This is a genomic window from Streptomyces sp. NPDC046308 (assembly GCF_055588065.1).
The window spans coordinates 133,641-159,791 of record NZ_JBVJFB010000009.1 but is presented as its reverse complement, the minus strand read 5'-3'; the positions used below and the strand labels follow the sequence as shown (position 1 = coordinate 159,791).

The window sequence follows — 26,151 nt, the reverse complement described above, 5'->3', positions numbered from 1 at the left end:
GTTCATGCGCGCTGCGTGGCGTCGGGGTGGGGCCCCTCGGTCTCGACGCGGTAGTCCCTTCCGAACATTTCCCGGTGCTGCTCCACGACCCGGTCGCTCGGTGGGGCCTCCCCGCCGTGGATCGCCGCTTGCATCTCTTCGAACCGCTCGTGCGCCTCGCGTACGTAGCCGGCCCCGAGGGTGGTCAAGTCGATCTGGGTGGCCAGCAGCTCTCGCAGGTAGGCCTTGTTCGGCTCGAAGGTGAGCACGTTCGGCAGTTCCGGCGCGAGGATCTCCTCCGGTTCGCGCCCGTCGTGGCGCCGCATGAGGTCGCAGGCGATCCGCAGGTGCTCCAGCTCCATGTTCAGGTGCAGCTCCCACACGGCCTTGACCTTGGGGTGGCTCTCCTGCTCCATGAAGGAGTGGTAGAGGTAGCACTCGTTGTACTCGTGGGTGACGAGTTGCTCCCACCACGTCTCGCCGGGGTCGACGAGGGACTCGTAGTGGGTGACGTGCTCCTCCTCGATGAGGCCGATCTCCTGGTACAGCTGTCGGGCGATGGGCTCCATGTAGGTGGGCCCGGTGTTCATGTAGAAGTTCATCGTCTGCTGCTCCGCCGACAGGATCGTCAGGGCGTGGAGCTTCGACAGCGGGTCCGTCTGCGTCTTGTCGTAGGCGTCGCGCACGTTGTCGACCGGGTTGCGGTGGTGCATCCGGGTGGGGCGGCCGGGCATCACCTCGGTCAGGCCGTCCACGATCGCCTCGGCCTTGCGATGCTCGATCATCTCGTACAGGTTCGCGTAGCGGTACAGGTGGTCGAAGTCCTCCAGCACACCGAACTGGTACGCCTGCTGCAGGTACGGATCCGGCTCCATGCGCGCCACCCACGACGTCAGGTCCACCGCGACCTGCTCGTAGGCGATCGTCGTCTCCAGCACCGAGGACACGCCCGGCAGGAGCCAGTTGACGACCTTCTGCTGCTGTGCCTCGATGTACCGGGTGCGGGCCAGCTGCCGTTTGACCTCGGGATCCACACAGTTGCGGGCCAGATTGTGGCCGAAGAGGATGGCCTCGACCTCGATGCCGTTCATCGTGATGATGCGGCAGCGGGTGTACGGGTCACCTGCGTCGGGGTCGATCGGAGCGACGTTCAGCTCACGCCAGCTGCGCAGTTGGCGGTCCAGTGGGATACCGCGCTGTTCCAGCGGGTTGAAGGTCATGAGGGGTCACCGGCTTCCCAGGAGGGTGGGCCCGGGCTCCGGATGGAGCACGGCTGCAGACCTGGGACCGCGCATGCCCCGGATGCATGGCCGAAACCGAGGAATCCAGACACAACGGGCCAGGCATCTCACGGTCTCAGGCGAAGCACGACCCGCCCGGTCAGATCCGCCCTGCGCCGCGCCGACTCACCCCGTTGGGCCAGCGGGAATCACGCCCGGCAGCTGCCCAGGTCCTCCGTGCGGAGGTCAGGGCCGGGTGAGGAGGACCAGGGCGAACGAACAGAGTCCGAAGGCCGCCAGCGTCAGGCCGATGACGCGGCGGCGCAGGTGGGCGTAGTGGTGGGCGTACTCGTCTCGGAGTTCTGCCGCTCTCGCCACTGTGGCGGTCAGCATTTCCCGGCGTAGGCGCAGATGATGCTGAGCGAAGCGGTCGCTGATCTCCTCCTGTTCGCGGGGGCCGAGCCAGGTGAGGCCGCCGGCGAACGCGAGCCCCTCCTCGCGTGCCTCCCGTAGGGCGGCCTGGCTCATCAGGTACCCCTCGATCCGGGCGAGCCCGGCCGCCGCTTCTTCCTGGCGTTCGTTCATGGCCGCCTCCTACTGGGGCTGCTCCGGGCCCTTGCCGCGCACGGACCCGCGAGGGGCGGAGGCCTTGTCCTGGTCCACGACGTCGCGTTTGTGGTCGCCGGAGTAGTCGAAGGCGGCGATTTCCGGGTGGTGGAGGTCGAAGGCCGGGGACTCCGACCGCACGCGCGGCAGGGTGACGAAGTTGTGCCGGGGCGGGGGGCAGGAGGTGGCCCATTCCAGGGAGCGGCCGTAGCCCCACGGGTCGTCCACGTCCACGCGGGGCGCGAACTTGGCCGTCTTCCACACGTTGTAGAAGAAGGGCAGGGTGGACAGGCCCAGGACGAAGGCGCCGATCGAGGAGAGGCTGTTGAGCAGGGTGAAGCCGTCGGCGGCGAGGTAGTCGGCGTAACGGCGGGGCATGCCTTCGGCGCCGAGCCAGTGCTGGACCAGGAAGGTCATGTGGAAGCCGATGAAGAGGGTCCAGAAGTGGATCTTCCCGAGGCGCTCGTCGAGCATGGTGCCGGTCATCTTGGGCCACCAGAAGTAGAACCCGGCGAACATGGCGAAGACGACCGTCCCGAAGACCACGTAGTGGAAGTGCGCCACCACGAAGTAGGAGTCGGTGACGTGGAAGTCCATGGGCGGGGAGGCCAGGATGATGCCGGTCAGGCCGCCGAAGAGGAACGTCACCAGGAAGCCGATGGACCAGAGCATCGGTGTCTCGAACGAGATGGATCCCTTCCACATCGTGCCGATCCAGTTGAAGAACTTCACCCCGGTGGGCACCGCGATCAGGAACGTCATGAAGGAGAAGAACGGCAGCAGTACGGCGCCGGTCGCGAACATGTGGTGCGCCCACACGGTCAGCGAGAGCCCGGAGATCGCGATCGTCGCCCCGATCAGACCGAGGTAGCCGAAGAGCGGCTTGCGGGAGAAGACGGGGAAGATCTCGGTGACGATGCCGAAGAACGGCAGGGCGATGATGTAGACCTCGGGGTGCCCGAAGAACCAGAAGAGGTGCTGCCACAGCAGCGCGCCGCCGTTGTCCGGATCGAACACCTGCGCGCCGAAACGGCGGTCGGCCTCCAGGACGAGCAGGGCCGCGGCGAGGACGGGGAAGGCGAAGAGCACCAGCACCGAGGTGAGCAGGATGTTCCAGGTGAAGATCGGCATCCGGAACATCGTCATGCCGGGCATGCGCATGCAGATGATGGTCGTGGCGAAGTTGACCGAGCCGAGGATCGTGCCGAAGCCGGACAGCGCCAAGCCCATGATCCACATATCGCCACCCACGTAAGGGGTGCGCTCGCCCCCGCTGAGCGGCGTGTACGCGGTCCAGCCGAAGTCTGCCGCCCCCTGCGTGGTGAACAGGCTGGCCACGACGATGGTCCCGCCGAACAGGAACAGCCAGAACGACAGCATGTTCAGCCGCGGGAACGCCACGTCGGGAGCCCCGATCTGCAACGGCATGATCGCGTTGGCGAACCCGGCGAAGGTCGGCGTCGCGAAGAACAGCAGCATGATCGTGCCGTGCAGCGTGAACACCTGGTTGTACTGCTCGTTGGAAACGATCTGCATGCCCGGCCGGGCGAGCTCCGCGCGCAGCAACAGCGCCAGCACACCGCCGATGACGAAGAAGCCGAACGAGGCGATCAGGTACAGGTGGCCGATCTTCTTGTGGTCGGTGGTCGTCACCCAGGTGACGACCACGCTCCCCCACGAGCGGCCCCGTACGGGGATCGGAGTGACGGGCTCGGTCGATGTCGCCACGGACGGTTCCCTTGTTCGCGGGCATGGTCGGATCACGCGTCGCTACTCGCGCAGCCTCTTACGCGCGACTTCCACATGTACTACGGAAAGTGACGACTGACTACGAGGAGGCTGGTCAGTGACCCGGTTGGCTCACGCAATGCAACCGATGTGCGCCCGCACGGGCGTCGGTCGGCCTCGGCCGCGCTGCCGGATCACGCGTCCTTGGTGGGGTCCGCTCGGCGATCGGTGAGGCGGCGGCCGAGGCCGCCGCCCTGTGGACTCCCTCGATGTCGCCTCCCCGGCCTCCTGCGTAAGACCCCCTCCGAGCACCCCCGCTAAGTGGTACGCGCGCTGGTCGGCAGGTCGACGACGCCTACAACGACCGCCCGCCCCGTGCCGACGCCATGTATCGGGCGGGCGGCACAGGACCGAACCGGGTGCGAGGGAAGTCCGAGGCGAGTGCGCGGGCCTCCCCCTCCCGGCGGTCGGCACGGTCCTGCTCTCGGCGATGACGGCGCCGTCGCTGGGCACCTTGCTAAGCGGGCGGGCGCTGGGCGCCCGGGGCGCCAGGGTCCGTGCGCATCTCGGCGGCGGTCTCCCGACCGACCTCGCGCAGTTCGTCGGCCGTTTCCCGGCTGGCGCTCTGTGCGTGCTCGGTGGTCGTGGCCACTGCCTCCTGTGCCGTGTCCTTGACGGATTCCATGGCTTCCTGGACCGGCTCCTTCATCTCCTCCCGGACTTCCTGGGCGGCATCAAGGGCGGTCTGCTTGACCGGTTCCAGCAGTGCGTCCGGGTGCTCGCGCAGATGCCGGCCGGCCTGTTCTTCGATCTCGGTGGTCGGAAGGAGGGCAGCCGCGAGCATCCCGGCACCGAAGGCCATCAGGCCGGCCGCGAGCGGACTGCCCTGCGTCTGGCGCTTCACCTGGGCCGGGGCTTGCTGGACGGCCTGCTGTACGTCGCTGCCGATCTCCTTGGCCGTTTCCGTCGCGCTGTCCGCGGCCTGGTGCAGGCTCGCGGAGGTGCCGTGCGCGGCGTCCTGTGCAGTACCCATCACGCGCTCCTTCACTCCGCTCACGTGGTCGCGCATGGAGCCGACCTTGCGGCGGGCCACCCTGCTCGGCGTCATCCGGTCCGCCAGGCGGTCCACATTGCGCGAGAGGTGTGCTCGCCGGTACTCCATGTCGAGCCTCAGCTCTTCAGGTGTCGTGCCCATCGGGCGTCCTCCTTCAAGGTGTCCACCGTCTGCTCGGGTTTGAGGTTGACCGTGCGCAGTCGCTCGCGCCCCTTCGTGTACAGCACGGCGCCGACGACCGCCCACACGGCGGTGACGATCAGCGCGGCCCAAGCTGGATCCATGACGTTGGCCAGGGCGAAGACCACGGTCAGGCTGCCGAACAGCAGCACCGCGTGCCCGGCGTAACCCGCTCCGCCCAGCATGCCGACCGCCTTGCCCGCCTTGGCGGACTCCTGCTTCATCTCGGCCTTGGCCAGCTCGATCTCATCCCGGACCAGCTGGGACAGGTCCTGGCCGATCTCACCGACGAGGTCTCCGAGCGACGGCTCGGTCGGCGTCGCGGGCGGGAAGGGGGGCGGAGCGGGGGGCCGGGCGGGCGCCACGGGCCGTTCGTGGGAGGAGAGGGCCATGTCAGAACCCTTCCTCAGGCCCCGTCGAGCCGGTGCCTCGGACGGGGGCTCCGTTCGGCGGGTAGGACGGCGGCGTCGGCATGGCCCCCGGGGGTTCACCCTGCCCCGTGGAGGGCCTGGTGACCATGGCGGCGGTATCCGCACCGCGGCCGTTGTCCGAGCCGCCGGGGCTCTGCGTCGAGGCTGCCGCGCTCACCCCCTTGCCGGCCCGCGCGACGACGAACCCGGCCACGGCCGCGCCGGCGAGGAAGACCCCGGGGCGTCGGCGGGCGAAGTTCTGCAGGTCGGTGACCAGCCCGTCGGGGCCCCGCTTCTCCACGTGATCGGCCATCTGGCGTCCACCGTCGGCAATTTGCCGGGCGACGCCCGCCATGGTCGACTCCGGCTTGCCGTTCTCACCCAGCTCCCGAAGTTCGTCCGAAAGCCGGCGCACGTTCTCCGCCAGCCGTTGCGTCTGCGTCTCGGCCTGGCCGGTGAGCTGTGTACGCAGCTCCCCTACGAGGTCACGGGCCTGCGTGGTGGCCTCGCCCACGACATGGGCCGCCTGTTCCCTGGCCGTACCGCCTACCTCGGCGGCCTTTTCACCGACCAGCGAGGCTCCCTCACCGGCCTTGTCCTGAACGGTCTGTGCTGCTGCGGCCGCCGTCCCGCTCCCGTCCGGGCGGCTCGCGTTCTGGAAGTCACTCAAGGCTCCTCCTGGTGCATCGCGTTCCGACGTTTCACGGAGCGCCTGCCCTGCTTCGGGCACCCCATCCGCCCGAATTAATCCGAAATGACTCATATGCGATATCGAGGGCCCCGGCCGAACCCCGGCGGCCTGTGCCGTGCGGCCGCGGCCGTCACCAGGTCCCGCCACCGATCCCGAACCAGCGCCCGCGGCGGGCCGCACCAGCGCCCGGCCGCCGGGCCGGCCTTCCCGACCTGAGGGGTGCTCCCTCGTCGCCCTGGGCGGCTCCGGCGCCGGTTCAATGACGGCGTCCTGGGCGAGCGCCAGGATGCCGTCGCAGCGTGAGCGGCAGGGCCTATGCTGCGGGAATGATCAAGCCGATTGAACTCGTCATATTCGACTGCGACGGCGTGTTGGTCGACAGCGAGCGCATCGCCGCCCGTGTCCAGGTCGCCCTCGGAGCCGAGCTCGGGTGGCCGCTGACCGAGGACGAGGTCGTGGACCGGTTCATCGGGCGCTCACACGCCGCCATTCGTGAGCAGGTGGCCGCCAAGCTCGGCCCGGACACGGCCGCGATCTGGTCGGAGAGGTTCGAGCAACTCCACCGGGAGGCCGTGGACGCCGGGCTTGCCCCGGTCGACGGCCTGCCGGAAGCACTCGACGCGCTCACGCTGCCGACGTGCGTCGCCTCCAGCGGCTCCCACGACAAGATGCGGCACACCCTGGGCCGCACCGGGCTCTACGAACGCTTCGCAGGCCGCATCTACAGTTCCACTGAAGTCTCCCGCGGCAAGCCCGCCCCCGACCTGTTCCTGTACGCCGCCCAGCAGATGGGCGTCGATCCTGAAACCTGCGTGGTGGTCGAGGACAGCCAGCCCGGCATCCACGCTGCCCGCGCCGCCGGCATGCGAGCCTTCGGCTACGCCGGCGGACTCACCTTGGCCGAACGCCTCGAAGGCCACAACACCGTCATCTTCTCCGACATGCGCCAGCTGCCGAGCCTCATCGCGGAACGGCAGCCCACTCTCCTCCACCAAGCACTGCCCACCCCCAAGATCTGACAAAGCACCATGCCGATCACAAACCAACAGGTAGCGGGACACGACTTCCTGCGGCAGATGTACGACGATTCGTACTTCCCTGATCACGTGGTCGATCGGGGGAAGGCGATCCTGCTGCGGCTGTGCGAGCGCATCGAGGATGAGCAGCCGTCGGACCTGGATACCTTGTATGTGCTCACCGAGTCTGCGACGGAGAAGTTCAACCTGCTGGACGGGGAGTTCGTAGCAGCCCGGAGCGGGATCGAGACGGTTGCGCGGGAGTGGATCTGTGACGAGTTTTGCTTCGTCGCGTCGGCTTATGGGTTCACGGACGCGGATGCGGAGAAGTTGACCGCAGGCCGGGACTGGTGAACGAGGGGAAGCCCCCGCTGGTCAAAGCCCCGCGTTGAGAGCCGCGACAGCACGGTCGCCTCGTAGCGGACGGCGAGCTTGTCGTATCGTGTGGCGACAGCGCGGTGTCTGCGAGCTTCTGGTGAACCCGCCGCGTGATCTTCCGAGCCCATGATCAGGGGCTCGTTGCGGATGCCACCCGGCGGTTCCTTCTGTAGGTCGCCCTGGCTGCGGGCTGCCTCAAACCCGGTGCCCGGTGCGGTCCAGAGGCCCCCAGCCGCCGGGCTGCGCCTCGACCTCGCGGGTGGCTTCCTCGATCACCGCCTGGTCCACCCATCCCAGCGGCACGACGTCGGTCACCAGAGGCTCGTTGTCGGGGCCGCGGCCGGTCTCGGTGCCGAGCAGCAGCCATGGGCGGACCCGCCTGTCCTTGACCTCGGGCAGATGGGCGTAGTCGTACAGGCGGCGTGCGATCCACAGGCGTAGCGGACGCTCTCCCCACCAGGGCTCGACGTCCAGGGCGCTCGCCGACAGCCCCGGCATCGCGATGCCGGTGAGGTCGTCGCGGCTGCTGACCGAGGGCAGGTCCGCCGCGGGGCCCATCGACCACCGCACGTATGCGCCGGACCGTCCCGCGAGCAGGCCGGTCAGCTCATCGAGCGAGCCGACCTGTGGCATGAGCTTCGAAGGGCTTTCGTCGTACATGCCGGGCGCCTACCCCGAGCCCGTTGGCGTCATACCCTGCGCCGATCCGCCGCTTCGAGCGCGCGGTTCCCTGCCGGGAGCCGTTCGGATGGGCTTGCCGACCCCAGACGGCGAGCGGGCGTCGTCGCTCAGTCGGACCGCTCAGTAGGGCATCGCGATCATGGTCGTGAGGACCGGCCCCTTATCGATCGGCCACACCGTTACGGGGTGTCGCCGGCTCTGAGAGCAGCCCGCACCTTCCCGGAGACGGAGGTGCTTCTGTAGGTGGGCCAGGAGGTTAGAGGCCACCTGCGCCTCCCCCGCTTGCAGTTCCCAGCAGGGCGGCAGCGGGGGCTGGCGCAGGCGCGCCGAGCGGGACACCTGGCTCCGCGTCCCGTCGTACCCGGCTCCGCTATTCGGGCATCCCGGCATCTCCGGTCTTCTCGGCAGCACGGCGCTGCGCACCGCTGTTCGGGGTGAGTGCGTCTCCGGCCTCGCCCTCGTTCGTCTCGGCGAGCGCCGCCTCGTCCGCTTCCTTGCGGGCTTCCTCGTCGCCGCTCTCGCCGGGCGCCTGCGAGGGAGGGGTCGTGGTCCGGCCGTGCTGCTTGCTCTGCCTGCTCATCTCGCTCCGATCCTCTGCGTCTACATCACACGGTGCTCTTGCCGCGGTGGTCAGCTGGAGATGGCTTCCAGGAGGTCGCCGACCTGGGGGTCGGGAAGGGCTCGGGCCACGTCGGCTTGGGCGACGATGCCGACGAGGTTGTGGCCGTCGATGACGGGCAGTCGGCGCACATGGTGCTCGGTCATGGTGTGGAGGATCTCGGAGGCGTCGTCGTCGGCGCCGATCGTGACGGCCTCACCCTGCGCGAGTTCGCCCGCTGTGCAGGTGGCGGGGTCCTTCCCTGCGGCGAGGACCTTGATGACGATGTCCCGGTCGGTGAGCATGCCCTTCAGCTTGTGGTCGGTGCCGCAGATGGGCAGTGCGCCGACGTCGAGGCGTGCCAGCTTCTGCGCCGCCTCCAGGACGGTTGACTCGGCGTCGATGCATTCGGGTTCCGGAGTCATGATGTCGCGCGCGGTGGTCATCACAGCCACCTTTCATCTCGGAGAAGGTTCCTTCACGGAGCGCCTGCCCCATCTCCCACCCCCCACGCGTTCTTCGGCTGGTCGGGGTGGGCCGTTTCCGGACGGTTCGGTGGGGCCGGGGCCGTCGGCCCTGCGTGCCTCGGAGCGGGACGGGTGGCAGGTGGGCCGCCCGTGCCCAGTACAGGGGCGGTGCGGCAAGGCGGTCCTCGTCCGCGTGGGCTTGGGGGCTGCAGCCCCGAGCGGGAGGAGCAGCATGCGGGCCCCGCAGGGGGAGGACGGGGGCTGTCAGGCGGCGGGGCCGTCCTCTGCCGCCTGCTTCCACCGTACGGCGCTGTAGTCGGTGCCGACGAGGCCGGAGGGGGGGCCGAGTACGTCCCCGGCGCATACGGCTCCGGTCGGCGCGGGCACGCGCGTCCCGTCGGGCCGCGTGGGTGCGCTTCCCCCGTACGGGACGAGACTGGAGGCATGGATCCCGACGAAGCGCTGCGCCGGATCGCCTTCCTCCTCGAATGGCGCGGTGCGTCCCCGTACCGGGTGCGGGCCTTCCACACGGCGGCCGACGCCGTCCGCGAGCTGCCACCGGGCGCGGTGGACGCCGACCGCGCCCGACGGCTACCCGGGGTGGGGCCGGTGACCGCCGAGGTGATCGCCCAGGCCTCGACCGGATCAGTGCCGCGCTACCTGGCCCGCCTGGAGGCCGAAGCCGATCCGGGCGCCCGCGCCGGGTGGGACCTCGCGGCGGGAAGTACCGGGGACTGTCACCTGCACTCCGACTGGTCGGACGGCGGCAGCCCGCTCGAGGACATGGCCGATGCCGCGCGCTCCCTGGGGCACCAGTGGGCCGTTCTGACCGATCACTCGCCACGGCTGACCATCGCCCACGGACTGAGCCGCGAGCGGCTTGAAAGTCAACTGGAGGCCGTGGCCGCCGTGAATTCCAGACTGGGCCCGGATTTTCGCCTGCTCACCGGTATCGAGTGCGACATCCTCGACGACGGCTCACTCGACCAGGACGACGGCCTCCTCGGCCGGCTCGACATCGTCGTGGCGTCCGTGCACTCCAAGCTCCGCTCGGAACCCGAAGCCATGACCGCCCGCATGGTGGCCGCGGTCCGCAACCCGCACGTCGACGTCCTGGGCCACTGCACAGGACGCATCATCACCGGCCGGGGACGCCCGCAGTCCCGCTTCGACGCCCAGGCCGTGTTCGCCGCGTGCGCGGAAGCCGATACGGCGGTGGAGATCAACTGCCGGCCCGAACGCCGCGACCCCCCGGACGACCTCCTCGAGCAGGCCGCCGCCGCAGGCTGCCGCTTCGCCGTGGACACCGACGCCCACGCCCCCGACCAACTGCACTGGCAGAGCACGGGCTACGCCCGCGCGGCACGCATCGGCCTGGGCGCCGACCGCCTCATCACGAGCTGGCCGATCGAACGGTTGCTGAACAGCCGGAGCCGCCGCCAGTGATCCCTCCGCCTCCTGCCCGAGCCAGCGCGCCACTCGACGATTTGAGCCGTGGCTCCGGCGTGAGCAGGGTGGGAAAGGGCAGACGAGGGGCGCGCCGTACCGCCGATTCCGGAGGCCCTGTCCTGCGTGCCCATTCGGAGAACGGCAGCGGCTTTTCGAGACATAGAGGAGTTTCGGCAATGACGGACGATCGGTGGAGTTTTGACTCGTCGTGCGGTGAGCTGGCCGGCATCGACCTGACCGGATGGGGGGTCGATGCGGCTGATGGGCACATCGGCGAAGTGGACGAGCATTCCGATGAGACGGGAAACGCGTTCCTGGTGGTGGACGCGGGCGGATGGATTCTCGGCAGACTGTTGATTCCGGCGGGCGCGGTGACGCGGATCGACCGTGAGAGGCGCACGCTCCATCTGAGCCTGAGCAGGGGGCAGGTGGAGGACGCGCCTCAGTTCCTGCCCGACCACCACCGCGGGGACCCGGAGTACCGGGAGGACATCGTGCAGTACTACTGGAAGGCCGGACCCTGCTGAGCGGCACCACGCCCCCTGAGGGCCCGGGCCGGCGGAGGCTGCTGGGAAGCAGCTGGGCAGACGACGCCGATCCGCTCCGAGGGACGGAGCGGATCGGTAGGCGTTGGCCCGTGCGCCGGTCTGTGGCCTGGTCAGATCCGGCCGCCCATGAGCTTGGTCAGCGGCCCGACCGGGGGCTTGGCCGTCGAGCGCCCGAGGGCGAACGCAGTGCCGGCCACGCCGACGAGACCCGCGGCCGCGCTCGCGGCGATCACCTTCCTGTTCTTGACGACTGTCCATGCGGCCGTGGCCGCCGTGGCTGCCTTGGCGGCGTGCGCCGCTACGGCCTTCTGGCCGGTCTGCAGACCGCCGGCGACCGCTCGGCCGGCGTTTTTCGTCGCCTCGCCCGCGGACTGGAGGCCTGTGGTCGCCGCCTCCTGGGCATCTCGGGCAGAGGCCGCGGTGTCGGTCGCCGTCTTGGTGGCCTGCGACTCGGCGCGTTTCGCGGTCGATGCGGCACGCTTGGCGGGCGATTTCCGGGTGGTGTTATTGCTGGAAGTCTTGGCGCTTCCGTTCGATTCAGTCATGACATTCCTTCTTTCCTGTGGTGGGCCGATGAAACGGGGGGTGTTCCGTTGAAAGCGTCCGCGGACCGCTTTTCACTGGCTGGGGAAAGCACGCGGGAGAAGTGAGCCCAAGGGGCCCAGATCCAGGTTGAGATCGTCCATGGTCAGGCCGTACCGGTCGCACAGTTCTTCCATCCGTTCATGCAGGATCATCAGCGTCATGCCGATGCGCTCTTCCTCGTCCTCGGCGAGATCACCCTGATCGACGCGGTGTACGGCCGTGCGTTCCATCAGCTGGCGCAGCAGCTCGACGATGGTGAGTACGAGCTTGATCAGGTCGCGTTCGACCGTGTCGGGGTCGACCGAAAGCCGTTGCGCCACGGCGTTGCCGCCGTGGGTCGTTTGCGGGTCTTCCACTGTGCTCACCTCCTGGGCACTGGCGTGCGGGCGACGAAGGAGGCGTCGGCGCCGGGGGTGAGCGCCCAGGGGGCGGGCTCGTCTGCGGTGATCGACCTGATGACCGCGCGTAGGTTGATGTGGACCAGGTCCACATCGGCGATGGAGAGGACGAGGTCCCCGGTCAGGACGGCGCCGCCGGTCAGTAGGCGGTCCAGGAGGTCGATGAGGGCCACCGGCGGGCCGGACAGTCGTTCTGGCGACTCGGGGGAGCCGTGGCTCGGGAACGGTGTGCTCATCGCGACGCCCCCTCCGCCCGTGGGTCCGGGGCGGGAGTCGCGAACGAGTACGGAGCCCAGGGTCCGGTTACCTCCACCTGCACCCCGGCGGCAGGCCGCGCTGCCGCGTGCACTGCCTGGCGGAAGCGCTCTTCGGCGTCGGCGGGCACGAGATAGGCGCAGTTGGCGATGTTGGTCTCGCGTCGGCCGGACAGCTCGCCCTGCTGCGGGCGGTGCACGACGGACGCCGTCGCGAGGGTCCGCGCGGCGTGCGCGACCTCCTCCGCGACCGCGCCGGCGGCACGGTACAGGTCCTCGGTGCTGTGCCGTTTCCGCCTGCGCTGCTGCAGGTAGGCGCGGCCCGGGCTCGGCGCCGGCGGCTCTGCGGTCTCTGCGGTCTTTGCAGCCTCTGCGGTCTCTGCGGGGGTGGCCTGCGCCGCGGCGGCGGCCGGATCGACGTGGACCTTCACTCCGAGCTCGACGTGGCCGTCGAGCCACGCCAGCAGTTGGGCGAACCGGTCACGGTGTTCGAGGAGCATGTCGGCAACCCGGCGCTCGTCGAGGTAGACGGTGGCCAGCCGGAGCGGGAGGAACACCGCCTCGGCGAAAGCTGCGTCCACCACGGCGTGGTGGGCTCGGGCCAGCTCCTCCAGCCTGCCGAGGTCCCCCAGGCGGTGCGACAGGGCGCTCTCGTCGAAGGCGTCGGCCGGCACGGCCGACACCAGGGCGACGAGGCCGCCCGCGGAGACGATTGCGACGGCGTGGCCGTCAACGCCGGTCGCCGAGCGGGCGAGAGCGTGAAGCTTCTCCCCGTCCCGGCCGACGCCGTACACGTAGGCCATGGGGGCGTGGGCGCCGGCCCACTCCCCCACCGGCCGGGCGACGGCCTCGGCCTCTGTCTCGGTCCCGGTCTCGCGGGGAGGGGCGTCGGCGGCCTTCCAGGTCTGGTCCGGTGTTCTCACCGCGTCTCCTCCGTCCGCTCGCGGATCTCCGTCTGTGGCTGCTGGTCGTGGGAGGCGCGGGAGCGCAGGCCCTCGAGCTCGGCGCGCAGGCGTTCGTTCTCGCCGGCCAGCAGCTCCTCCCGGCTGCCGCCCCCGCCACCGCTGTCCACGGGACGGGAGGGGCGGGCGCGGGAGGAGAGGGAGGGGTCGTGCTCCCACCAGTCGATGCCCATCTCCTTCGCCTTGTCGACCGAGGCGACCAGCAGGCGGAGCTTGATGGTCAGCAGCTCGATGTCGAGCAGGTTGATCTGGATGTCTCCGGCGATCACGATGCCCTTGTCGAGCACGCGTTCCAGGATGTCCGCGAGGTTCGCGGACGAGCCCTGGTGGTGACTGGGCATTGCGGCGTGTGGTGCGGCCGGAAGGCGTCCTGCGAAGGACTCGGACACGTTGGCGCCCCTGTTCTGTCGTGTGCTCTGCTCTTACCGGTCAGCGGCCGACGGGAGTACGACGCCGGGTGCGGCGTCCGGATCCGCGCGGCCGGGGATCCTCCTCTGCCTCCGGCTCGTCCTCGGCCTCGTCGGACTCGGCGTCGTCGTACGCGGCGTCGTCGACCTCGGCGTCGTCGACCTCGGCGTCCGGTTCGTCCGAGGCGGCCTCGTCGGAGGTCTCAGCCTCGTACTCCGAATCCTCCTCGGCCTCGTCGTCGAACTCGTCTTCCTCGTCCGGTTCTTCGCCGGCGGTCTCGTCGTCTTCGTCGTCCTCGAATGCGCCTTCGGCGTCTGCGTCCTCGTCCTGGAAGCCCTCCGCCTCGCCGTCGGCGTGGTCCTCCTCCCTGACCGCTTCGTCGTGGCCGACGACGACCTCGCCGTCGCGGATCTCGCCCCGCCAGCCGTCGGTGGCCTCTCCGCGCAGCATGATGAATTTGCGGTAGAGCTTGAGATCCAGCCGGGCCCGCCTGCCCTGCGCCCGCCAGATGTTCCCCGTCTTCTCGAACAGGCCCTTCGGGAAGTACTCCAGGACGAGCAGAACGCGGGTGAGGTCATCGGTGAGACGGTGGAAGGTCACCACCCCGCGGACCGTCCCCTTCGCGCCCTGGGTGGTCCAGGCGATGCGCTCGTCGGGGATCTGCTCGGTTACGTTCGCCTGCCAGCTGCGGGTCGACTTGGCGACCTTCACCTTCCAGTTGGTGGTGGTGTCGTCCGCCGTCTCGACGCTGACGACTCCCTTGGCGAACGTGCTGAACTCCTGGAACTGCGTCCACTGGTCGTACGCCTCGCGGACGGGGACGCCGACGTCGATGTCCTCGACGATCGTCACGCTCTTCGGTGCGCCACCTCCGGACGTGCGGCCACCGCCGACCAGGCTTTTGGCCTTTTCCTTCAGGGTGTCCTTGAAGGCGGACGTCCCCGCTGCGAGCGCGGCCCGCGCGGGGGACTTCCCTTCACCGAGGGCCTTGCCTCCTTCGGCGATGCCCTTCTGCAAGCTCCCCTTCGCGGCACCGGGCTCGGCCAGCCGGGCCACACGGTCGCCGATGCGCTCCCCGAGCCGGGTGACGGCGTCCTCGGCACGGGCCGTGAGGTAGTGCCGGAGCTCCTCCTTCAGCCGGTCGGTGGCGGGGTTTCCCACCACGTCGTTCTTGATCTTGCTGAGTGCGGAGTCACTCATCGCTGTCCCCCCTGCTCTTGCGCGTACGGGAGGCCGTGGACTTCTTGGGGGCGCTCGTACGCTTGCGGGCTGCCGTCGACTTACCGGTGCCGCGGCCGGAGGTGCCGCTGGACGAGGAGGCACGGCTGCTGGTCTTCTTTCCCGCGGTCTTGGCCGCAGCCGTCGAGCGCGACCGCTTGCGCCGGCTGTCGTCGCCCGCGTCGTCCGGCTCCCCGCCGTCGTCCGCGGCTACACCCGAGCCGTCGTCGGCTTCGGCGTCCCGCTTCCGTGTTTCGGGTCCGTCATCTTCGTCGGCCTCGGAAGCGTCGTCGCGGCCCAGCGCCCGCGTGCGCTGCTGCAGTGAATCGGCGAGGCCTGCGGCACGCTGGGTGAGGGCCTGCGCCGCGGCCGACTTCGTGGCCTCGAACAGCTCTCGGCGGATCTGTTCGCTCAGGGCGCCCGTCACCGGTGAGGCGGCCAGCAGCTTTCCGAGACGGCGTGGGTCGAGGTCCAGCCTGCGGCCGGCGAGGAACATCCCCACCCCGATGGCCATCTTGGCCTTCTTCGTCCGCCCCAAGAGATAACCCCCGACGAGGGCGGCTGCCGTCGTGGTGTTCTTCGGTATCACCGGTGTACCTCGTTCCGCCTCGCTTGATCACTCTGATTCGTCATGACCCGCTTCCCGTCTGGCTTCGGTAGGCCTCGATCTCTTCGAGTCGGTCCAGGAGAGCGTCCTCGAGCCGGTCGAACTCGGCCGCGTCCACGCGGCCTTCGGCCAGGTCCTCCACGAGCGCCGCCAGCTGCTCCCGGACGGGAGCGGGGTCGTAGTACTCCCGCTCCGCGGCGAGCAGCACTTGGTCGACCACCCAGGCCGTGCCGCGCAGCGGTGCCATCGGCAGGGTCAGGATCGTGGTGAGGAGCCCCATGGGCCGGCCTCCTTTCAGGGTCCGCCGGGCGCCCGCGGGTGCCGGCGTACCGGTCAGACGAAGCTGTACGGGGGCAGCGGTCCGGTCAGGGTGAGGGTGTAGCTCTCGCCTCGGCGGTCCGCCTCCTCACGCACCACCTTCACGAAGTCGTCGGCGGTCGCCGCCGGCACCAGGAACGAGGCGTTGAGGAAGTGACTGGCGCCGGGCTCGGCGCGCGAGACACGGGCCGCCGCCGGCTCGAGCTTCTCCAGGGTCTTCTGGGCCTGCTCGTTGTTGCGTTCGGCCACTTGGCCCGCGACGAGCTCGCCGAGGGCGATGCGGTCGTCCTGCCCCGCCGATCCCGACCGGGTGCGTTCGTTGAGCTCCCGGATCTGGTCGGATTCCGACACGATTTCGAGCAGCAGGTCCTGCTCGTCGCGGGCTGCCTTGAGGTTGAACTCGACGTGCCCGGCGAGCTCGGCCAGGCGGCTGCGGTACGCGGCGCCGTCCTGCTCCAGCACTCGTGCCACCTGGTCGTCGTCCGGGCCGAGCAGCCCGAAGCGCATGGGCAGCGTCGCCCCGTCCGCCATCAGGGACTCCAGGACGGCCTCGTGCGCCAGCACGTCGCGGCGCTTGGCGCGCAGGCCTTCGGGGGCATCGCTGACGACCGCGGCGACCTCGCCGGCACGCACCGCCCGCAGGGGCGTGGCCTCCTCGCCCACGCCCTGGAGTTCGTCCAGGCGCAAGGGGTGGTCGTTGGTGGTGATGGCGTAGATGTAGGTGGGCACCTGCTACTCCTCCCGGCGGGCGGCGGACGAGCGGCTGGACGTCGACTTGCGCGCCGGCCGCTTACGGGGCTCTTCCTCGGATTCCTCACGCTTGCTCTGCAGGGAATCGGTTATCGCCTCGACGGCGCCGGTCAGGGCGCCCTTGGACTTTCCCTTGGCGCCGTTCTCGGTCATCTCGCCCACGATGTCGGTGAGCTGCGTGGGCGCCTTGCGCCCGGATTCCAGGTCGAGGCGGTTGCACGCCTCGGCGAAGCGGAGGTAGGTGTCCACGCTGGCGACGACCACGCGGACATCGATCTTGAGGATCTCGATCCCGACCAGGGAGACGCGCACGAACGCGTCGATCACGAGGCCCCTGTCGAGGATGAGTTCCAGTACGTCGTAGAGATTGCCCGAGCCGCTTCCGCCGCTCGTTGCGCTGCTCTGTTGGACGAGTGTCACGGTGAACTCCTTTCGGTTCGGCGTCTGTCGACGCGTACGGGCGCACGGCTCCTCTCGGGGAGCGCGGGCGCCGCCACCGCCTCAGCGGCGGTCGATCTGGCCCCGGGCGTAGCGCCGTGTGCGCTCATACGCCACGATCCGGCCCTCGGCGTCGAGGGCCACGTGATAGGAAGCCATCACGCTCATGGTGTCCGGGACCTTCTCCAGTTCGACGATCTCCACCTCTGCCGTCCACCCGTCCTCGGTGGCCTTCACCGCGGAAACGGAAGCGGGTTCGCACCGCAGGAGCTCCGCGAGCTGCTCGGTGGCGAGGCGCATCGCCGTAGGGATGTCGAGTCTTTTGGACGTCTTTTGTGTCTCGTCGTCTGTCGCGCTCATGTTCCCGCCTGTGAGGCATGGACGACGGCTCTGCAGTCGAACTCCAGCGCCGTGTGGACTCACGTTCGCCTGCCCGCTCCTGCTGCCCGCATGCATGACGGATCGACAGACGCGTGTCGGGAACCGCACCGGACACTCTCGCGCAGCCCCGGCGAGCCACGCCGCCCGCGTGCGAGAGCCCGGCCACGAAGCGCGGCGAACGGCACATCACTGGCGCCGCGGCGGCCGGCGCTCCTTCATCACGGGCGCGCACCAAAGCTCAAGCCGAGCGGGCCGAAGCGGTCTGACCTGCGGATCCCACCCGCCCGGGCCCGCGCGCCGGCGCGTACGACCCGAAGCCGGACGTCAACCTCTCACTACTGCGCGAGCAGCCCTCTTCGAACCGCTGTCATGGATTGCGCCGGTCGATGAGTGCGGCCAAGCCGTCCAAGATGCGCTGGAGGCCGAACTCCCATGCCTGATCCTGCCCGTCGGATTGGGCTGCCGAGGTCAGGGCCGAGGCAAGCGCGGGGAACCGCTCGCCGTGCGCCTCCATCAGTTCACCGAGGACGGCACCCAGCTGGGCCTCGGGGTTGCCCGCTGGGCCGGCTGCACGGGCCTGCTGAGTGATCCCGCGTACGTGGCCGACCAGCAGGACGGCCGCGTCCATCCGCTCAGCACCGCTCAGCCCCGTACCGTCCAGTGCGGAGACGGCACGCTCCAGCCAGGACAACTCCCCGGGGCCCATGACCCGCGGCCCGATGGTGGCCTCGAGCACCCAGGAGTGTTGCAGAAAGACGGCGATCAAGTGGCGGGCCCAGTGCTCCAGTTGCTCCCGCCAGCCGCCACGCGTCCCCTCTGCCGTCGGGTGGGGGCCGATCGCCGCGTCGACCATCAGCGCGACCAGCTCAGCCTTGCCGGGCACGTACCGGTACAGCGCCATCTTGGTGACGCCAAGTTGCGCGGCGACCCGCTGCATGGAGACATCGGACAACCCGTCCGAGTCGGCGATCTCGATGCCGGCCCGCGCGATGCGGTCCAGGTCGAGGGTCGGCCTGGGGCCCCGCGCGGGCTTGGGGTGCGGCCCCCACAGCAACCGCATCGTCTCGGCGCGGTCGTCGCCCACGCTTCCCTCCCGCCCTGCCTTGTCGAGCCCATCCCACTGTGTCTATGGTACACAGTAGTCATCAGTGTCCAGTGGACACAGTTTTGAAAAGAGGAGCCATGACCAGGAACGTCCTCATCTCCGGCGCGAGTATCGCCGGTCCGGCGCTGGCCTACTGGCTGGGACGCCACGGCTTCACCCCCACCGTCGTCGAACTCTCCCCGACCCTGCGCGAGGGCGGTCAGGCCGTCGACTTTCGCGGCGAGACCCACCTGACCGTCCTGGAACGCATGGGCCTGCTTCCCGAACTGCGCCGCATCCAGACCGGCGGCAGTCCGATGCGCTTCGTCGACGAAGACGGCCGAACGCTGCTGCAACTGCCCGCCGAGTTCGCCGGCGGCGAGATAGAGGTCCTCCGAGGAGACCTGGCCCGGATCCTCTACGAGCACAGCGTCCCCTCCACCGAGTACATCTTCGGCGACTCGATCATCAGCCTGAACGAGACCTCGTCCGGCATGCGGGTCGGCTTTCAAAGCGGTGTCTCACGCGACTTCGATCTTGTGATAGGAGCGGACGGTCTGCACTCCAACGTCCGCCGCCTCGCCTTCGGGCCGGAGGAGAACTACGTCAGCCATCTCGGCTACTACGCCGCCACTTGGCAGTTACCCCACGCCGACTACCCCGGGCTCGAAAAGGGCTCGGTCGGCTACAACGTGCCGGGACGGCTCGCCTCCGTCCGCGCCGACCACTGGGACTCGGCACGGGCAGGGGCATTCTTCGTCTTCTCCGCGCCTGAGCTGCCGTATGACCGACATGACCCAGAACAGCAGAAGAACTTGATCGCCAACGCCTTCTCCGGTCTCGGCTGGGGGGTGCCCCGCCTGCTCGCCTCTCTTCAGCACACACCCGAGCTGTACTTCGATTCGATCAGCCGGGTGGACGTGGACACCTGGTCCAGGGGGCGAGTGTGCCTCGTCGGCGACGCCGCCTGCGGGGCCACCATCGGTGGTATGGGCACGGGAACCGCAATGGTCGCCGCTTACGTGCTAGCCGGTGAACTCGCGGGAGCCATGGGCGACCACCGGACGGCTTTCACCCGATACGAGCACAGACTCCGGAAGTACGCCGAGGGCTGCCAGGCAGGCGGCGACCGTACGGGGAAGTTCCTGGCCCCCGGCACCGCCACCGGCATACGCGTCCGCAACGCCCTGCTGTCCCGCCCCCTGTTCCTGAAGGGAATGCTCAAGCTGGGCGAGAAAGTCAGCAGCACTATGGCTCTGCCCGACTATCCCGCCGACTCCAGCCGCGTCAGTTGGTGATCGGTACGGGGATGCGACGGCGGAGGTCGCGGAGCTGGCCGACTAGGTTGATCGGCCACTGCTCAGGCAACGTCGTCAAGCCGGCGCTCGTCTGACGGGCAGGGTGATGTCGGCGGCATCGACCGGGTCGGTGCTCCAGGCGGTCGCATCGCGCGGTCCAGCTCCGGGAGACGACGCCAGGCCGAGGGCGGCCGCGGCGCAGGATGTGGTGAGACGGTGCCACCGGCGGGCGTCGCGGATCATGGCGTGGCGGCCGCGGGGCATACGGATGCCCCGGACATGCGCACCGGCCGCGTGAGCGCGTCCGAGGTAGTTCCAGGTGTCCGTGGCGGAGGTGATCCGGTCGGCCTCGTCGTGGAGGGCCATGACCGTGCGGCCCGCGAGGTGGGCGACCGGCTCGCCGGGCGGGCACCAGGGGGCGAGCGCGACGACACCCCGGACCTGTGGATCGTCCGCGGCGCGCAGGGCCGCCCTCGCGCCCATGGAGTGCCCGACCAGCACCACGGGAAGCGGTCCCGCGACATCCCGTAGTTCCGTCAAAGCACGTCTGGTGTCCTGGAGGGGGTCGGCCCTGAGGCCGTTCCAACCGCGCAGCCGGTAGCGGACGGAGGCGATCAGGACGTCCGCGAGCAGCGGGTCCTGGTCCAGCGCGCGGGCGACCGGCCACATCCGCAGGCCGGGCAGGTTGAGCAGCGGCAGTGGCGCGTCGGAGTCGGCGCGACCGCCGTGCAGGACGAGCACCGCCGCGGTCGCCGGCAGCAGCGACGGCTGCGGCAGTTCGAGAGCACGATGCCCCCGTGCGCCGTCGATGCCGTGACCGCTCACCTCGGGCCCCCTGCCGCACCCTGCGCGGGCTTCTTCGGGGGCAGCGGCAGGAAGCCGCTGGTGCGGGCCATGTACGCGGCGTAGCCCGGGCGGTGGGCCATCTGCTTCTCCAGGAGGCGTTTGCCGCTGCCGACGGTCAGCAGCAGCGTCATGAGCACCGGGGAGATCAGCACGGCAAGAGCGGGCTGCCAGGCAGTGCAGGCCAGCAGGTACAGCCCCCACCAGACGAGGCTGTCCCCGAAGTAGTTGGGGTGCCGGGTCCAGGCCCACAGGCCCCGGTCCATGATCCGGCCCCGGTTGGCGGGATGCTGCTTGAAACGTGCCAGCTGGTGGTCGCCGACGCCCTCGAAGCCGAGCCCGAGCACCCACACCGCGATCCCGCAGCCGGCCGGCAGGTCCAGGGGTACGGAGCTGTAGGCGGCGGCCTGGACGGGCAGGGAGATCAGCCAGACCAGGGCGGCCTGGGCGAGGTAGACGGTACGCAGGGCGTACAGGGTCCGGTTGCCGGGGGCCTTGTCCAGGAGGGCGGTGTAGCGCGGGTCCTCGCCGTGGCCGCGGGAACGCCAGGCGATGTGCGCGGCCAGCCGCAGCCCCCAGACGGCGGTGGCGGCGGCCACGATCAGGCGCCGTCCGTCGTCGCCGTGTCCGGCGGAGAGCAGCCAGGTGGCCAGGGCGACAGCGGCGAAGGCGAGTCCCCAGGCGATGTCGACGATCCGGTGCAGCCCGCGGCGCACGGCCACGGCGAAGGTGGCGAGGAGTACCGTCCCCGCCGCGGCCGCGGTGACGGCGAGGTTGAGGCCCAGGGGCCCCCAGTCGGTGCCGGTCACGCCGTGCTCCCGGTGGCGTACCAGTCGGTGGGCGTGGCCGGCATGGCGGATGTTCCCTCGCGGGTGGGGCGTACGGCGAGGATCTGATCGACACCCATGCGGCGCTCGGCGAAGGCGAGGGACGCGCCGGCCAGGTAGAGGCGCCAGACCCGGCCGGTGGTCTCCCCGACGAGGGCTCGGGCCTCGTCCCAGCGGTCTTCGAGGGTGGTCCGCCAGGCGTCGATGGTGGTGGTGTAGTGCTCGCGGAGGGATTCGGTGGAGCGGACCTCGAGCCCGGCGTTCTCCAGCAGGTCGACGGTCCGGCCGACGGGGCGCATGTGCATGTCCGGGGCGATGTACGTCTCGATGAAGGCTCCGCCGCCGGGTGCGTGGGCGCTGCGGGACATCTGCTGGATCAGCAGCCGGCCCGCGGGACGCAGGGCGTCGTGGAGCTTCGTGGTGAAGGCGGGGTATTCGGGGTCGCCGACGTGTTCGCCCATCTCGACGGCGGCGGCCGCGTCGTAACCGCCGCCGTCGATGTGCCGCCAGTGCGTGAGGGTGACGTCGACCAGGTCGGCCACTCCTTCGCGTGCGGCTCGCTCGGCGACGAAGTCGCGCTGCGCTCGGGAGAGGGTGACGGCGGTGACGCGCGCCTTGTGCTCGCGGGCGGCGTGCACGGTGAGGGAGCCCCAGCCGCAGCCGACGTCGAGCAGCCGGTCCCCGGCGCGCAGGCCGAGTTTGCGGCAGATCAGTTCGAGCTTGTCGCGCTGGGCGTCGGCGAGGGTGTAGTCGGGGTCGTCGGGCCGGGTCCAGTAGGCGCAGGAGTACGCCATCGACTCGTCGAGCAGGAGAGCGTAGAAGTCGGTGGACAGGTCGTAGTGGTGACTGATCGCGGCCCGGTCCCGGGATGCGCTGTGCAAGGGGCCGGTCAGCCGGGCCCGCCCGTGCGGGCGGGCCGGGGGCGGACCGGCGGCACCGAGGCGTACGGCGAGGGCGGCGGCCGCGGCCATGCCCGCCGGGCGGGGGCGGGTGGCGGGGCGGTCGCGGACGGTGCGGCCGGCCCGGGACAGGGCGTCGGCGAGGTCGCCTTCGACGTCGAGGTCGCCGGTGACGTACGCCTCGGCGAGGCCGAGTTCGCCCGGCTGCCACAGCAGACGGCGCAGCGCTTGGGGTGAGCGGAGCGTGACCAGTGGTGCGTCGGCCGGGCCCGTCTGGCTGCCGTCCCAGGCGCGGACGCGTACGGGGAGGGGGCCGGGGAGGAAGTGGCCGAGGAGTTGGGCGAGTTTGTCGGCGGCGGGCCTCATGCGCGGGTTCCTTCGGTGAAGAGGAGCTGGCGTACGTCGAGGTAGCCGGAGCGGAATCCGGCTTCCGAGTAGGCGAGGTAGAACTCCCACATGCGCCGGAAGACGGTGTCGAAGCCGAGGGCGGTGACGGTGTGCCGGGCGGCGGTGAACTGTTCGCGCCAAAGGCGCAGGGTTTCCGCGTAGTGCTCGCCGTAGCCGTGGTCGGTGGCGGTGGTCAGCCCGGCGGCGGCCGAGTGCTGGGCGATGGCCCGGCGGGAGGGGATCAGGCCGCCGGGGAAGACGTATTTGCTGATGAAGGTGTGGGTGGCGGCGGTGTGCAGCATCTGCCGGTGGCCCATGGTGATGGACTGCAGGGCGATCCGGCCGCCGGGGGCGAGGGCGCGGCGAAGCGCGGTGAAGTAGGAGGGCCAGTACTCGGCGCCGACCGCCTCGATCATCTCGACGCTGATCACGGCGTCGTGGCGGCCCTCGGCGTCGCGGTAGTCGCGCAGTTGCACCTCCACCCGGTCGGAGAGCCCGGCGGCGGCGATGCGGGCGCGGGCCAGGTCGGCCTGTTCGGCGGAGAGGGTCAGGGTGGTGACACGGGCGCCACGGGCGGCGGCTCTCAGGGCGAGTTCGCCCCAGCCGGTACCGATTTCCAGCAGCCGGGTGCCGTCGCCCACCCGGGCGAGGTCCAGGAGGCGGTCGATCTTGCGGTGCTGGGCTTCGGGGAGGGCGGCAGGGCGGGCGGGGAAGCCGGTGAAGAGGGCGGAGGAGTAGGAGAGGGTGGGGTCGAGGAAAGCGGAGAAGAGGTCGTTGGACAGGTCGTAGTGGCGCTGGATGTTGTCTCGGGCCCCGGCCCGGGTGTTGCGGTCGGCGGCCGGACGGCGGGAGACCCACAGGCCGCGCAGGGGCCGTAGCGGGGCGGGGACCAGCTCGTCGACATGACGCGCGAGGACGGTCAGTACGCCGGCCAGGTCGTCGCTGTCCCATTCCCCGGCCATGTAGGACTCGCCGAAGCCGATCAGGCCGTCGCGGCCGATGCGCTGGTGGAAGGCGTCCGGGTCATGGAGGGTCAGCGACGGCCCGGTGGCATCGCCAGAGGGGTCGGTCAAACCCAGCCGCTCCAGGGCGCGGCCCACGAAGTACCGGGCCACGGCGGTCCGGGCGGCTCCGGCCGACGGCGGGCGGGCCACGTCCGGCCAGCGCTCCGCGTCGACCTCGGTACGGCTGACAGCGGGCACGCCGGCAACGGTGGTGCGGGCCGTTCGGCGGCGGGGCTCGGTCCGCGGGGGGATCTTGACGGCGTGGCCGGGCAGCCGGGTGCGGTCGGCGGAGGTGGTGGCGGGCTGGGTCACGACGGCGTGCCTTCCTGCGGGGTGGACCGGGGACGGGGGTGTACGGGCAGGCCGCGCAGCAGCAGGGCGATGCCGTGGCGGCGGATGCCGGCCCAGACGGCGGCGGTCGACCACGGCCTTCGGACGGCGGCGGACAACAGGGCGGGGACGGTGGCGGGGCGCCGGCGGCCCCGGACGACGGCGGTGAACGCCCGGCCCTGCGCGTGGTCGAGGTGCACGGTCAGCCGCAGCTGTTCGCCGGGCAGCGGCAGCCGCATCCGGTAGCGGCCCTCGACCGCGAAAAAGGGCGAGACGTACAGCTCCTTGTCGGTCTCCGCCTCATCGGAGCCGTCCGGGCGCAGCAGGTAGCAGTGGCGCTGCCCGTAGGTGTTGTGGACCTCGGCCACGACGCAGACGAGGGCGCCGGAGCGGTCGTGGCACCAGTACACGCTCAGCGGGTTGAAGACGAAGCCGAACACCCGTGCGTGCGCCAGCATCGTCACGTGCCCGCCGTCCAGGTCGATGCCGTGGAGCGCGAGGTGGGCGTCGAGTCCGGCACGGATGGTGGCGCGGTCGCCGGTGAAGTGGTCTCGGGCGTCGAACCGGGCGAGCGGGCGCACCGGTCGCGGCAACACCGGCAGGCGGTCCAGGTCCACGCACCACAGGTAGGTGCGGTGCCGGAAGGAACGGCGCAGCGGCGTGCTGCGCGTGTGGGTGATCACGCAGTCGTAGAGCGCCGCGTCGGTGGCCCCGGTGGTCGCCGTGGCCTCGGCCGTGGTCGTGCGTGCGGCGGGTTCCCCGGGCCGGGTCACCGGACCGCTCCCAGGGAGCGGGCGGCAGCGGCGCCGGAGCGGCAGCCGTCCTCGTGGAAGCCCCAGCCGTGCCAGGCCCCCGCGTACGCGGTGACCCCGTCGTTCAGGCGGGGCAGCTCCTTTTGCGCCGTGACGGAGGCGGGGGTGTAGACCGGGTGCTCGTACACCATCCGCTCCACCACCCGGTCGGCGTCGATGCCGTCCTCCCCGCCCAGGGTCACGACGTAGTCGGCCCCCTCCGGCAGGTGCTGCAGTCGCCGCATGTCGTAGCTGACGCGCACCGGTGCCGTGGCGGGGTCGCAGTCGGCCATCCGGTAGTTCCAGCAGGCTCGGGCGCGTGCGGAGCGCGGCAGGACGGCGGTGTCGGTGTGCAGCACGGTGGGGTTGCGCGCGTACGTGAAGGCGCCCAGAAGCCGCTTCTCGTCCTCGGTGGGGTCCGCGAGCATGCGCAGCGCCTGGTCGGGGTGCGTGGCGATGACGACGGCGTCGAAGGCTTCGGTGTGACCGTCGCCGGTGGTGACCCGTGCGCCCCGGCCGGTGCGCCGGACGGCCTCCACCGGGCTGGAGGTGCGGACGCGCTGGATGTGCTTGGCGGCGGCGCTGACGTAGGCGACCGAGCCGCCGGTGACGGTCTTCCACTGCGGGGAGCCCGTGACGGACAGCAGACCGTGGTGGTGCAGGAAGGCGAACAGGTAGGCGGCCGGATAGGAGAGGGCCGTCCGTGCGGGGCAGGACCACACCGCGGCGACCAGCGGCAGGGCGAAGTGGCTGATGAAGTAAGGGGAGAATCCGCCCTCGCGCAGGAAGTCCCCGAACGTGATGCCCGCGTGGGCCCCGCGGGCCAGGAGACGGCGGGCGCCACGGTGGAAGACCGGTACCTCGGCCAGCAGCCGCAGGTGGCGGCCCCGCAGCGCTGCCCGCGACGCGAACAGGGCGGCCGGGCCGCGGGCGCCCGCGTACTCCAGACCGCAGCCGTCGCACCGCACGGACATGCTCATCTCGGCGTCCTGCGTGCCGATCCCGAGTTCCCGGAACAGCCGCAGCAGGGTGGGGTAGGTACGCTCGTTGTGCACGATGAACCCCGAGTCCACCGCTACCGTCCGCCCTCCCGGGCCGGGCAGTTCGCGGGTGTGGGCGTGACCGCCGAGCCGCCCGTCCGCCTCGTACAGGGTGACCTCGTACGAGGACGTGAGCATGTAGGCGGCGGTCAGGCCCGCTACCCCGCTTCCCACGACGGCCGCTTTGCGCTGTTCCACTCCAGGTGCTCCCGCCACTCGACACGCTGTCCGACTGCTGTGTTTCACCCGTACTTCGCAGCGGCCCGGCGAGCGGATTGGAGGAGATTCACGGTGGTGCCACGGCTCGTCGTGAGCGGGTGGGAG

At 70.4% G+C, this 26,151-nt stretch carries 32 protein-coding genes; 5 read left to right on the top strand and 27 right to left on the bottom strand.

The features are described 5' to 3' along the window. Positions 1–2: 2 nt before the first annotated feature. From ACZ6JT_RS30515 to ACZ6JT_RS30490, 6 genes are all read right to left on the bottom strand, one after another. On the bottom strand, positions 3–1,199 hold the full coding sequence (locus ACZ6JT_RS30515) for a hypothetical protein (RefSeq protein WP_469214687.1): 1,197 nt from the start codon (positions 1,197–1,199) through the stop codon (positions 3–5). A gap of 246 nt (positions 1,200–1,445) precedes the next feature. Continuing rightward, complete coding sequence (locus tag ACZ6JT_RS30510; protein ID WP_469214685.1) at positions 1,446–1,784, bottom strand: hypothetical protein; 339 nt, start codon at positions 1,782–1,784, stop codon at positions 1,446–1,448. Between the two features lie 9 nt (positions 1,785–1,793). Then, positions 1,794–3,533, bottom strand: a complete 1,740-nt coding sequence (ctaD, locus tag ACZ6JT_RS30505; RefSeq protein ID WP_469214684.1) for an aa3-type cytochrome oxidase subunit I — start codon at positions 3,531–3,533, stop codon at positions 1,794–1,796. 517 nt (positions 3,534–4,050) lie between these two features. After that, positions 4,051–4,728, bottom strand: coding sequence for a DUF3618 domain-containing protein (locus ACZ6JT_RS30500; RefSeq protein ID WP_469214682.1), 678 nt, complete (start codon positions 4,726–4,728; stop codon positions 4,051–4,053). Then, entirely contained in the window at positions 4,704–5,159 is a 456-nt protein-coding gene (locus ACZ6JT_RS30495) for a phage holin family protein (protein ID WP_469214680.1), read from the bottom strand. Before ACZ6JT_RS30495 ends, ACZ6JT_RS30500 begins: the two co-directional genes overlap by 25 nt. Position 5,160: 1 nt before the next feature. Then, complete coding sequence (locus ACZ6JT_RS30490) at positions 5,161–5,847, bottom strand: hypothetical protein (protein WP_469214679.1); 687 nt, start codon at positions 5,845–5,847, stop codon at positions 5,161–5,163. 347 nt (positions 5,848–6,194) lie between these two features. Between ACZ6JT_RS30490 and ACZ6JT_RS30485 the strand changes: the two genes are divergently transcribed. Together ACZ6JT_RS30485 and ACZ6JT_RS30480 are read left to right on the top strand one after the other, a co-directional pair. Next, positions 6,195–6,887 (top strand): HAD family hydrolase, encoded by a 693-nt coding sequence (locus ACZ6JT_RS30485; RefSeq protein WP_469214678.1) that lies wholly within the window; start codon positions 6,195–6,197, stop codon positions 6,885–6,887. Positions 6,888–6,896: 9 nt separating this feature from the next. Beyond that, a complete protein-coding gene (locus tag ACZ6JT_RS30480; protein WP_469214677.1) occupies positions 6,897–7,238 on the top strand; it encodes a DUF5713 family protein in 342 nt (113 codons plus the stop codon). A gap of 219 nt (positions 7,239–7,457) precedes the next feature. On the opposite strand, the gene ACZ6JT_RS30475 is transcribed toward ACZ6JT_RS30480, so the two are convergent. The 3 genes from ACZ6JT_RS30475 to ACZ6JT_RS30465 form a co-directional block, all read right to left on the bottom strand. Then, positions 7,458–7,922 (bottom strand): DUF6098 family protein, encoded by a 465-nt coding sequence (locus tag ACZ6JT_RS30475; protein WP_469214676.1) that lies wholly within the window; start codon positions 7,920–7,922, stop codon positions 7,458–7,460. A 391-nt stretch (positions 7,923–8,313) separates the two neighbouring features. Continuing rightward, positions 8,314–8,523, bottom strand: coding sequence for a hypothetical protein (locus ACZ6JT_RS30470; protein WP_469214675.1), 210 nt, complete (start codon positions 8,521–8,523; stop codon positions 8,314–8,316). Positions 8,524–8,573: 50 nt separating this feature from the next. Further along, a complete protein-coding gene (locus tag ACZ6JT_RS30465; RefSeq protein WP_469214674.1) occupies positions 8,574–8,987 on the bottom strand; it encodes a CBS domain-containing protein in 414 nt (137 codons plus the stop codon). 465 nt (positions 8,988–9,452) lie between these two features. Between ACZ6JT_RS30465 and ACZ6JT_RS30460 the strand changes: the two genes are divergently transcribed. Together ACZ6JT_RS30460 and ACZ6JT_RS30455 are read left to right on the top strand one after the other, a co-directional pair. Further along, positions 9,453–10,454, top strand: a complete 1,002-nt coding sequence (locus tag ACZ6JT_RS30460; protein WP_469214673.1) for a PHP domain-containing protein — start codon at positions 9,453–9,455, stop codon at positions 10,452–10,454. A 179-nt stretch (positions 10,455–10,633) separates the two neighbouring features. Next, on the top strand, positions 10,634–10,984 hold the full coding sequence (locus ACZ6JT_RS30455) for a PRC-barrel domain containing protein (RefSeq protein WP_469214672.1): 351 nt from the start codon (positions 10,634–10,636) through the stop codon (positions 10,982–10,984). 131 nt (positions 10,985–11,115) lie between these two features. Here the strand turns inward: ACZ6JT_RS30455 and ACZ6JT_RS30450 are convergent, their stop codons facing one another. The 12 genes from ACZ6JT_RS30450 to ACZ6JT_RS30395 form a co-directional block, all read right to left on the bottom strand. Further along, positions 11,116–11,550: a hypothetical protein gene (locus ACZ6JT_RS30450; RefSeq protein WP_469214671.1), complete on the bottom strand. Its 435-nt coding sequence runs from the start codon at positions 11,548–11,550 to the stop codon at positions 11,116–11,118. Positions 11,551–11,622: 72 nt separating this feature from the next. Continuing rightward, complete coding sequence (locus tag ACZ6JT_RS30445; RefSeq protein ID WP_469214670.1) at positions 11,623–11,955, bottom strand: gas vesicle protein K; 333 nt, start codon at positions 11,953–11,955, stop codon at positions 11,623–11,625. Beyond that, on the bottom strand, positions 11,952–12,224 hold the full coding sequence (locus ACZ6JT_RS30440; RefSeq protein WP_469214668.1) for a gas vesicle protein: 273 nt from the start codon (positions 12,222–12,224) through the stop codon (positions 11,952–11,954). Before ACZ6JT_RS30440 ends, ACZ6JT_RS30445 begins: the two co-directional genes overlap by 4 nt. Beyond that, entirely contained in the window at positions 12,221–13,165 is a 945-nt protein-coding gene (locus ACZ6JT_RS30435) for a GvpL/GvpF family gas vesicle protein (RefSeq protein ID WP_469214666.1), read from the bottom strand. Before ACZ6JT_RS30435 ends, ACZ6JT_RS30440 begins: the two co-directional genes overlap by 4 nt. Then, positions 13,162–13,545 carry a gas vesicle protein gene (locus ACZ6JT_RS30430; protein WP_469214662.1) on the bottom strand — a complete coding sequence of 128 codons (384 nt, stop codon included), beginning with the start codon at positions 13,543–13,545 and terminating at the stop codon, positions 13,162–13,164. Before ACZ6JT_RS30430 ends, ACZ6JT_RS30435 begins: the two co-directional genes overlap by 4 nt. A gap of 88 nt (positions 13,546–13,633) precedes the next feature. Further along, positions 13,634–14,812, bottom strand: coding sequence for an SRPBCC family protein (locus ACZ6JT_RS30425; protein ID WP_469214659.1), 1,179 nt, complete (start codon positions 14,810–14,812; stop codon positions 13,634–13,636). Next, complete coding sequence (locus tag ACZ6JT_RS30420) at positions 14,805–15,419, bottom strand: hypothetical protein (RefSeq protein ID WP_469214657.1); 615 nt, start codon at positions 15,417–15,419, stop codon at positions 14,805–14,807. The genes ACZ6JT_RS30425 and ACZ6JT_RS30420 overlap by 8 nt, the downstream gene beginning before the upstream one ends. A gap of 40 nt (positions 15,420–15,459) precedes the next feature. Then, positions 15,460–15,717 (bottom strand): gas vesicle protein GvpG, encoded by a 258-nt coding sequence (locus tag ACZ6JT_RS30415; RefSeq protein WP_469214655.1) that lies wholly within the window; start codon positions 15,715–15,717, stop codon positions 15,460–15,462. Between the two features lie 53 nt (positions 15,718–15,770). Continuing rightward, on the bottom strand, positions 15,771–16,484 hold the full coding sequence (locus ACZ6JT_RS30410) for a GvpL/GvpF family gas vesicle protein (RefSeq protein ID WP_469214653.1): 714 nt from the start codon (positions 16,482–16,484) through the stop codon (positions 15,771–15,773). A 3-nt stretch (positions 16,485–16,487) separates the two neighbouring features. Continuing rightward, entirely contained in the window at positions 16,488–16,925 is a 438-nt protein-coding gene (locus ACZ6JT_RS30405; protein WP_054220558.1) for a gas vesicle structural protein GvpA, read from the bottom strand. An 81-nt stretch (positions 16,926–17,006) separates the two neighbouring features. Next, positions 17,007–17,303: a gas vesicle protein GvpO gene (locus ACZ6JT_RS30400; protein WP_469214650.1), complete on the bottom strand. Its 297-nt coding sequence runs from the start codon at positions 17,301–17,303 to the stop codon at positions 17,007–17,009. Positions 17,304–17,691: 388 nt separating this feature from the next. After that, positions 17,692–18,408, bottom strand: a complete 717-nt coding sequence (locus ACZ6JT_RS30395) for a TetR/AcrR family transcriptional regulator (RefSeq protein ID WP_469214648.1) — start codon at positions 18,406–18,408, stop codon at positions 17,692–17,694. A 98-nt stretch (positions 18,409–18,506) separates the two neighbouring features. On the opposite strand from ACZ6JT_RS30395, the gene ACZ6JT_RS30390 reads away from it, so the two are divergent. Then, positions 18,507–19,706 (top strand): FAD-dependent monooxygenase, encoded by a 1,200-nt coding sequence (locus tag ACZ6JT_RS30390; RefSeq protein ID WP_469214646.1) that lies wholly within the window; start codon positions 18,507–18,509, stop codon positions 19,704–19,706. Positions 19,707–19,781: 75 nt separating this feature from the next. Here ACZ6JT_RS30390 and ACZ6JT_RS30385 read toward each other — a convergent pair whose 3' ends face one another. The 6 genes from ACZ6JT_RS30385 to ACZ6JT_RS30360 form a co-directional block, all read right to left on the bottom strand. Then, positions 19,782–20,531, bottom strand: a complete 750-nt coding sequence (locus tag ACZ6JT_RS30385; RefSeq protein ID WP_469214645.1) for an alpha/beta fold hydrolase — start codon at positions 20,529–20,531, stop codon at positions 19,782–19,784. Beyond that, positions 20,528–21,358, bottom strand: coding sequence for a DUF1295 domain-containing protein (locus ACZ6JT_RS30380; protein WP_469214643.1), 831 nt, complete (start codon positions 21,356–21,358; stop codon positions 20,528–20,530). The genes ACZ6JT_RS30385 and ACZ6JT_RS30380 overlap by 4 nt, the downstream gene beginning before the upstream one ends. After that, entirely contained in the window at positions 21,355–22,641 is a 1,287-nt protein-coding gene (locus ACZ6JT_RS30375; protein WP_469214641.1) for a class I SAM-dependent methyltransferase, read from the bottom strand. Before ACZ6JT_RS30375 ends, ACZ6JT_RS30380 begins: the two co-directional genes overlap by 4 nt. Continuing rightward, positions 22,638–23,918 carry a class I SAM-dependent methyltransferase gene (locus ACZ6JT_RS30370; RefSeq protein ID WP_469215011.1) on the bottom strand — a complete coding sequence of 427 codons (1,281 nt, stop codon included), beginning with the start codon at positions 23,916–23,918 and terminating at the stop codon, positions 22,638–22,640. Before ACZ6JT_RS30370 ends, ACZ6JT_RS30375 begins: the two co-directional genes overlap by 4 nt. A 56-nt stretch (positions 23,919–23,974) precedes the next feature. Beyond that, the gene (locus ACZ6JT_RS30365) at positions 23,975–24,679 is read right to left on the bottom strand and encodes a DUF1365 domain-containing protein (protein ID WP_469215009.1); all 705 of its coding nucleotides are present in this window, start codon (positions 24,677–24,679) and stop codon (positions 23,975–23,977) included. An 86-nt stretch (positions 24,680–24,765) separates the two neighbouring features. After that, positions 24,766–26,025: an NAD(P)/FAD-dependent oxidoreductase gene (locus tag ACZ6JT_RS30360; RefSeq protein WP_469214639.1), complete on the bottom strand. Its 1,260-nt coding sequence runs from the start codon at positions 26,023–26,025 to the stop codon at positions 24,766–24,768. Between the last annotated feature and the right edge of the window lie 126 nt (positions 26,026–26,151).

Excerpts from the sequence above, each read along its gene's own strand:
- ACZ6JT_RS30515 (WP_469214687.1), bottom strand. The coding sequence starts at position 1,199 with ATGACCTTCAACCCGCTGGAACAGCGCGGTATCCCACTGGACCGCCAA.
- ACZ6JT_RS30510 (WP_469214685.1), bottom strand. The coding sequence starts at position 1,784 with ATGAACGAACGCCAGGAAGAAGCGGCGGCCGGGCTCGCCCGGATCGAG.
- ACZ6JT_RS30500 (WP_469214682.1), bottom strand. The coding sequence starts at position 4,728 with ATGGGCACGACACCTGAAGAGCTGAGGCTCGACATGGAGTACCGGCGA.
- ACZ6JT_RS30495 (WP_469214680.1), bottom strand. The coding sequence starts at position 5,159 with ATGGCCCTCTCCTCCCACGAACGGCCCGTGGCGCCCGCCCGGCCCCCC.
- ACZ6JT_RS30485 (WP_469214678.1), top strand. The coding sequence starts at position 6,195 with ATGATCAAGCCGATTGAACTCGTCATATTCGACTGCGACGGCGTGTTG.
- ACZ6JT_RS30480 (WP_469214677.1), top strand. The coding sequence starts at position 6,897 with ATGCCGATCACAAACCAACAGGTAGCGGGACACGACTTCCTGCGGCAG.
- ACZ6JT_RS30475 (WP_469214676.1), bottom strand. The coding sequence starts at position 7,922 with ATGTACGACGAAAGCCCTTCGAAGCTCATGCCACAGGTCGGCTCGCTC.
- ACZ6JT_RS30470 (WP_469214675.1), bottom strand. The coding sequence starts at position 8,523 with ATGAGCAGGCAGAGCAAGCAGCACGGCCGGACCACGACCCCTCCCTCG.
- ACZ6JT_RS30465 (WP_469214674.1), bottom strand. The coding sequence starts at position 8,987 with ATGACCACCGCGCGCGACATCATGACTCCGGAACCCGAATGCATCGAC.
- ACZ6JT_RS30460 (WP_469214673.1), top strand. The coding sequence starts at position 9,453 with ATGGATCCCGACGAAGCGCTGCGCCGGATCGCCTTCCTCCTCGAATGG.
- ACZ6JT_RS30455 (WP_469214672.1), top strand. The coding sequence starts at position 10,634 with ATGACGGACGATCGGTGGAGTTTTGACTCGTCGTGCGGTGAGCTGGCC.
- ACZ6JT_RS30450 (WP_469214671.1), bottom strand. The coding sequence starts at position 11,550 with ATGACTGAATCGAACGGAAGCGCCAAGACTTCCAGCAATAACACCACC.
- ACZ6JT_RS30440 (WP_469214668.1), bottom strand. The coding sequence starts at position 12,224 with ATGAGCACACCGTTCCCGAGCCACGGCTCCCCCGAGTCGCCAGAACGA.
- ACZ6JT_RS30430 (WP_469214662.1), bottom strand. The coding sequence starts at position 13,545 with ATGCCCAGTCACCACCAGGGCTCGTCCGCGAACCTCGCGGACATCCTG.
- ACZ6JT_RS30425 (WP_469214659.1), bottom strand. The coding sequence starts at position 14,812 with ATGAGTGACTCCGCACTCAGCAAGATCAAGAACGACGTGGTGGGAAAC.
- ACZ6JT_RS30415 (WP_469214655.1), bottom strand. The coding sequence starts at position 15,717 with ATGGGGCTCCTCACCACGATCCTGACCCTGCCGATGGCACCGCTGCGC.
- ACZ6JT_RS30400 (WP_469214650.1), bottom strand. The coding sequence starts at position 17,303 with ATGAGCGCGACAGACGACGAGACACAAAAGACGTCCAAAAGACTCGAC.
- ACZ6JT_RS30390 (WP_469214646.1), top strand. The coding sequence starts at position 18,507 with ATGACCAGGAACGTCCTCATCTCCGGCGCGAGTATCGCCGGTCCGGCG.
- ACZ6JT_RS30375 (WP_469214641.1), bottom strand. The coding sequence starts at position 22,641 with ATGAGGCCCGCCGCCGACAAACTCGCCCAACTCCTCGGCCACTTCCTC.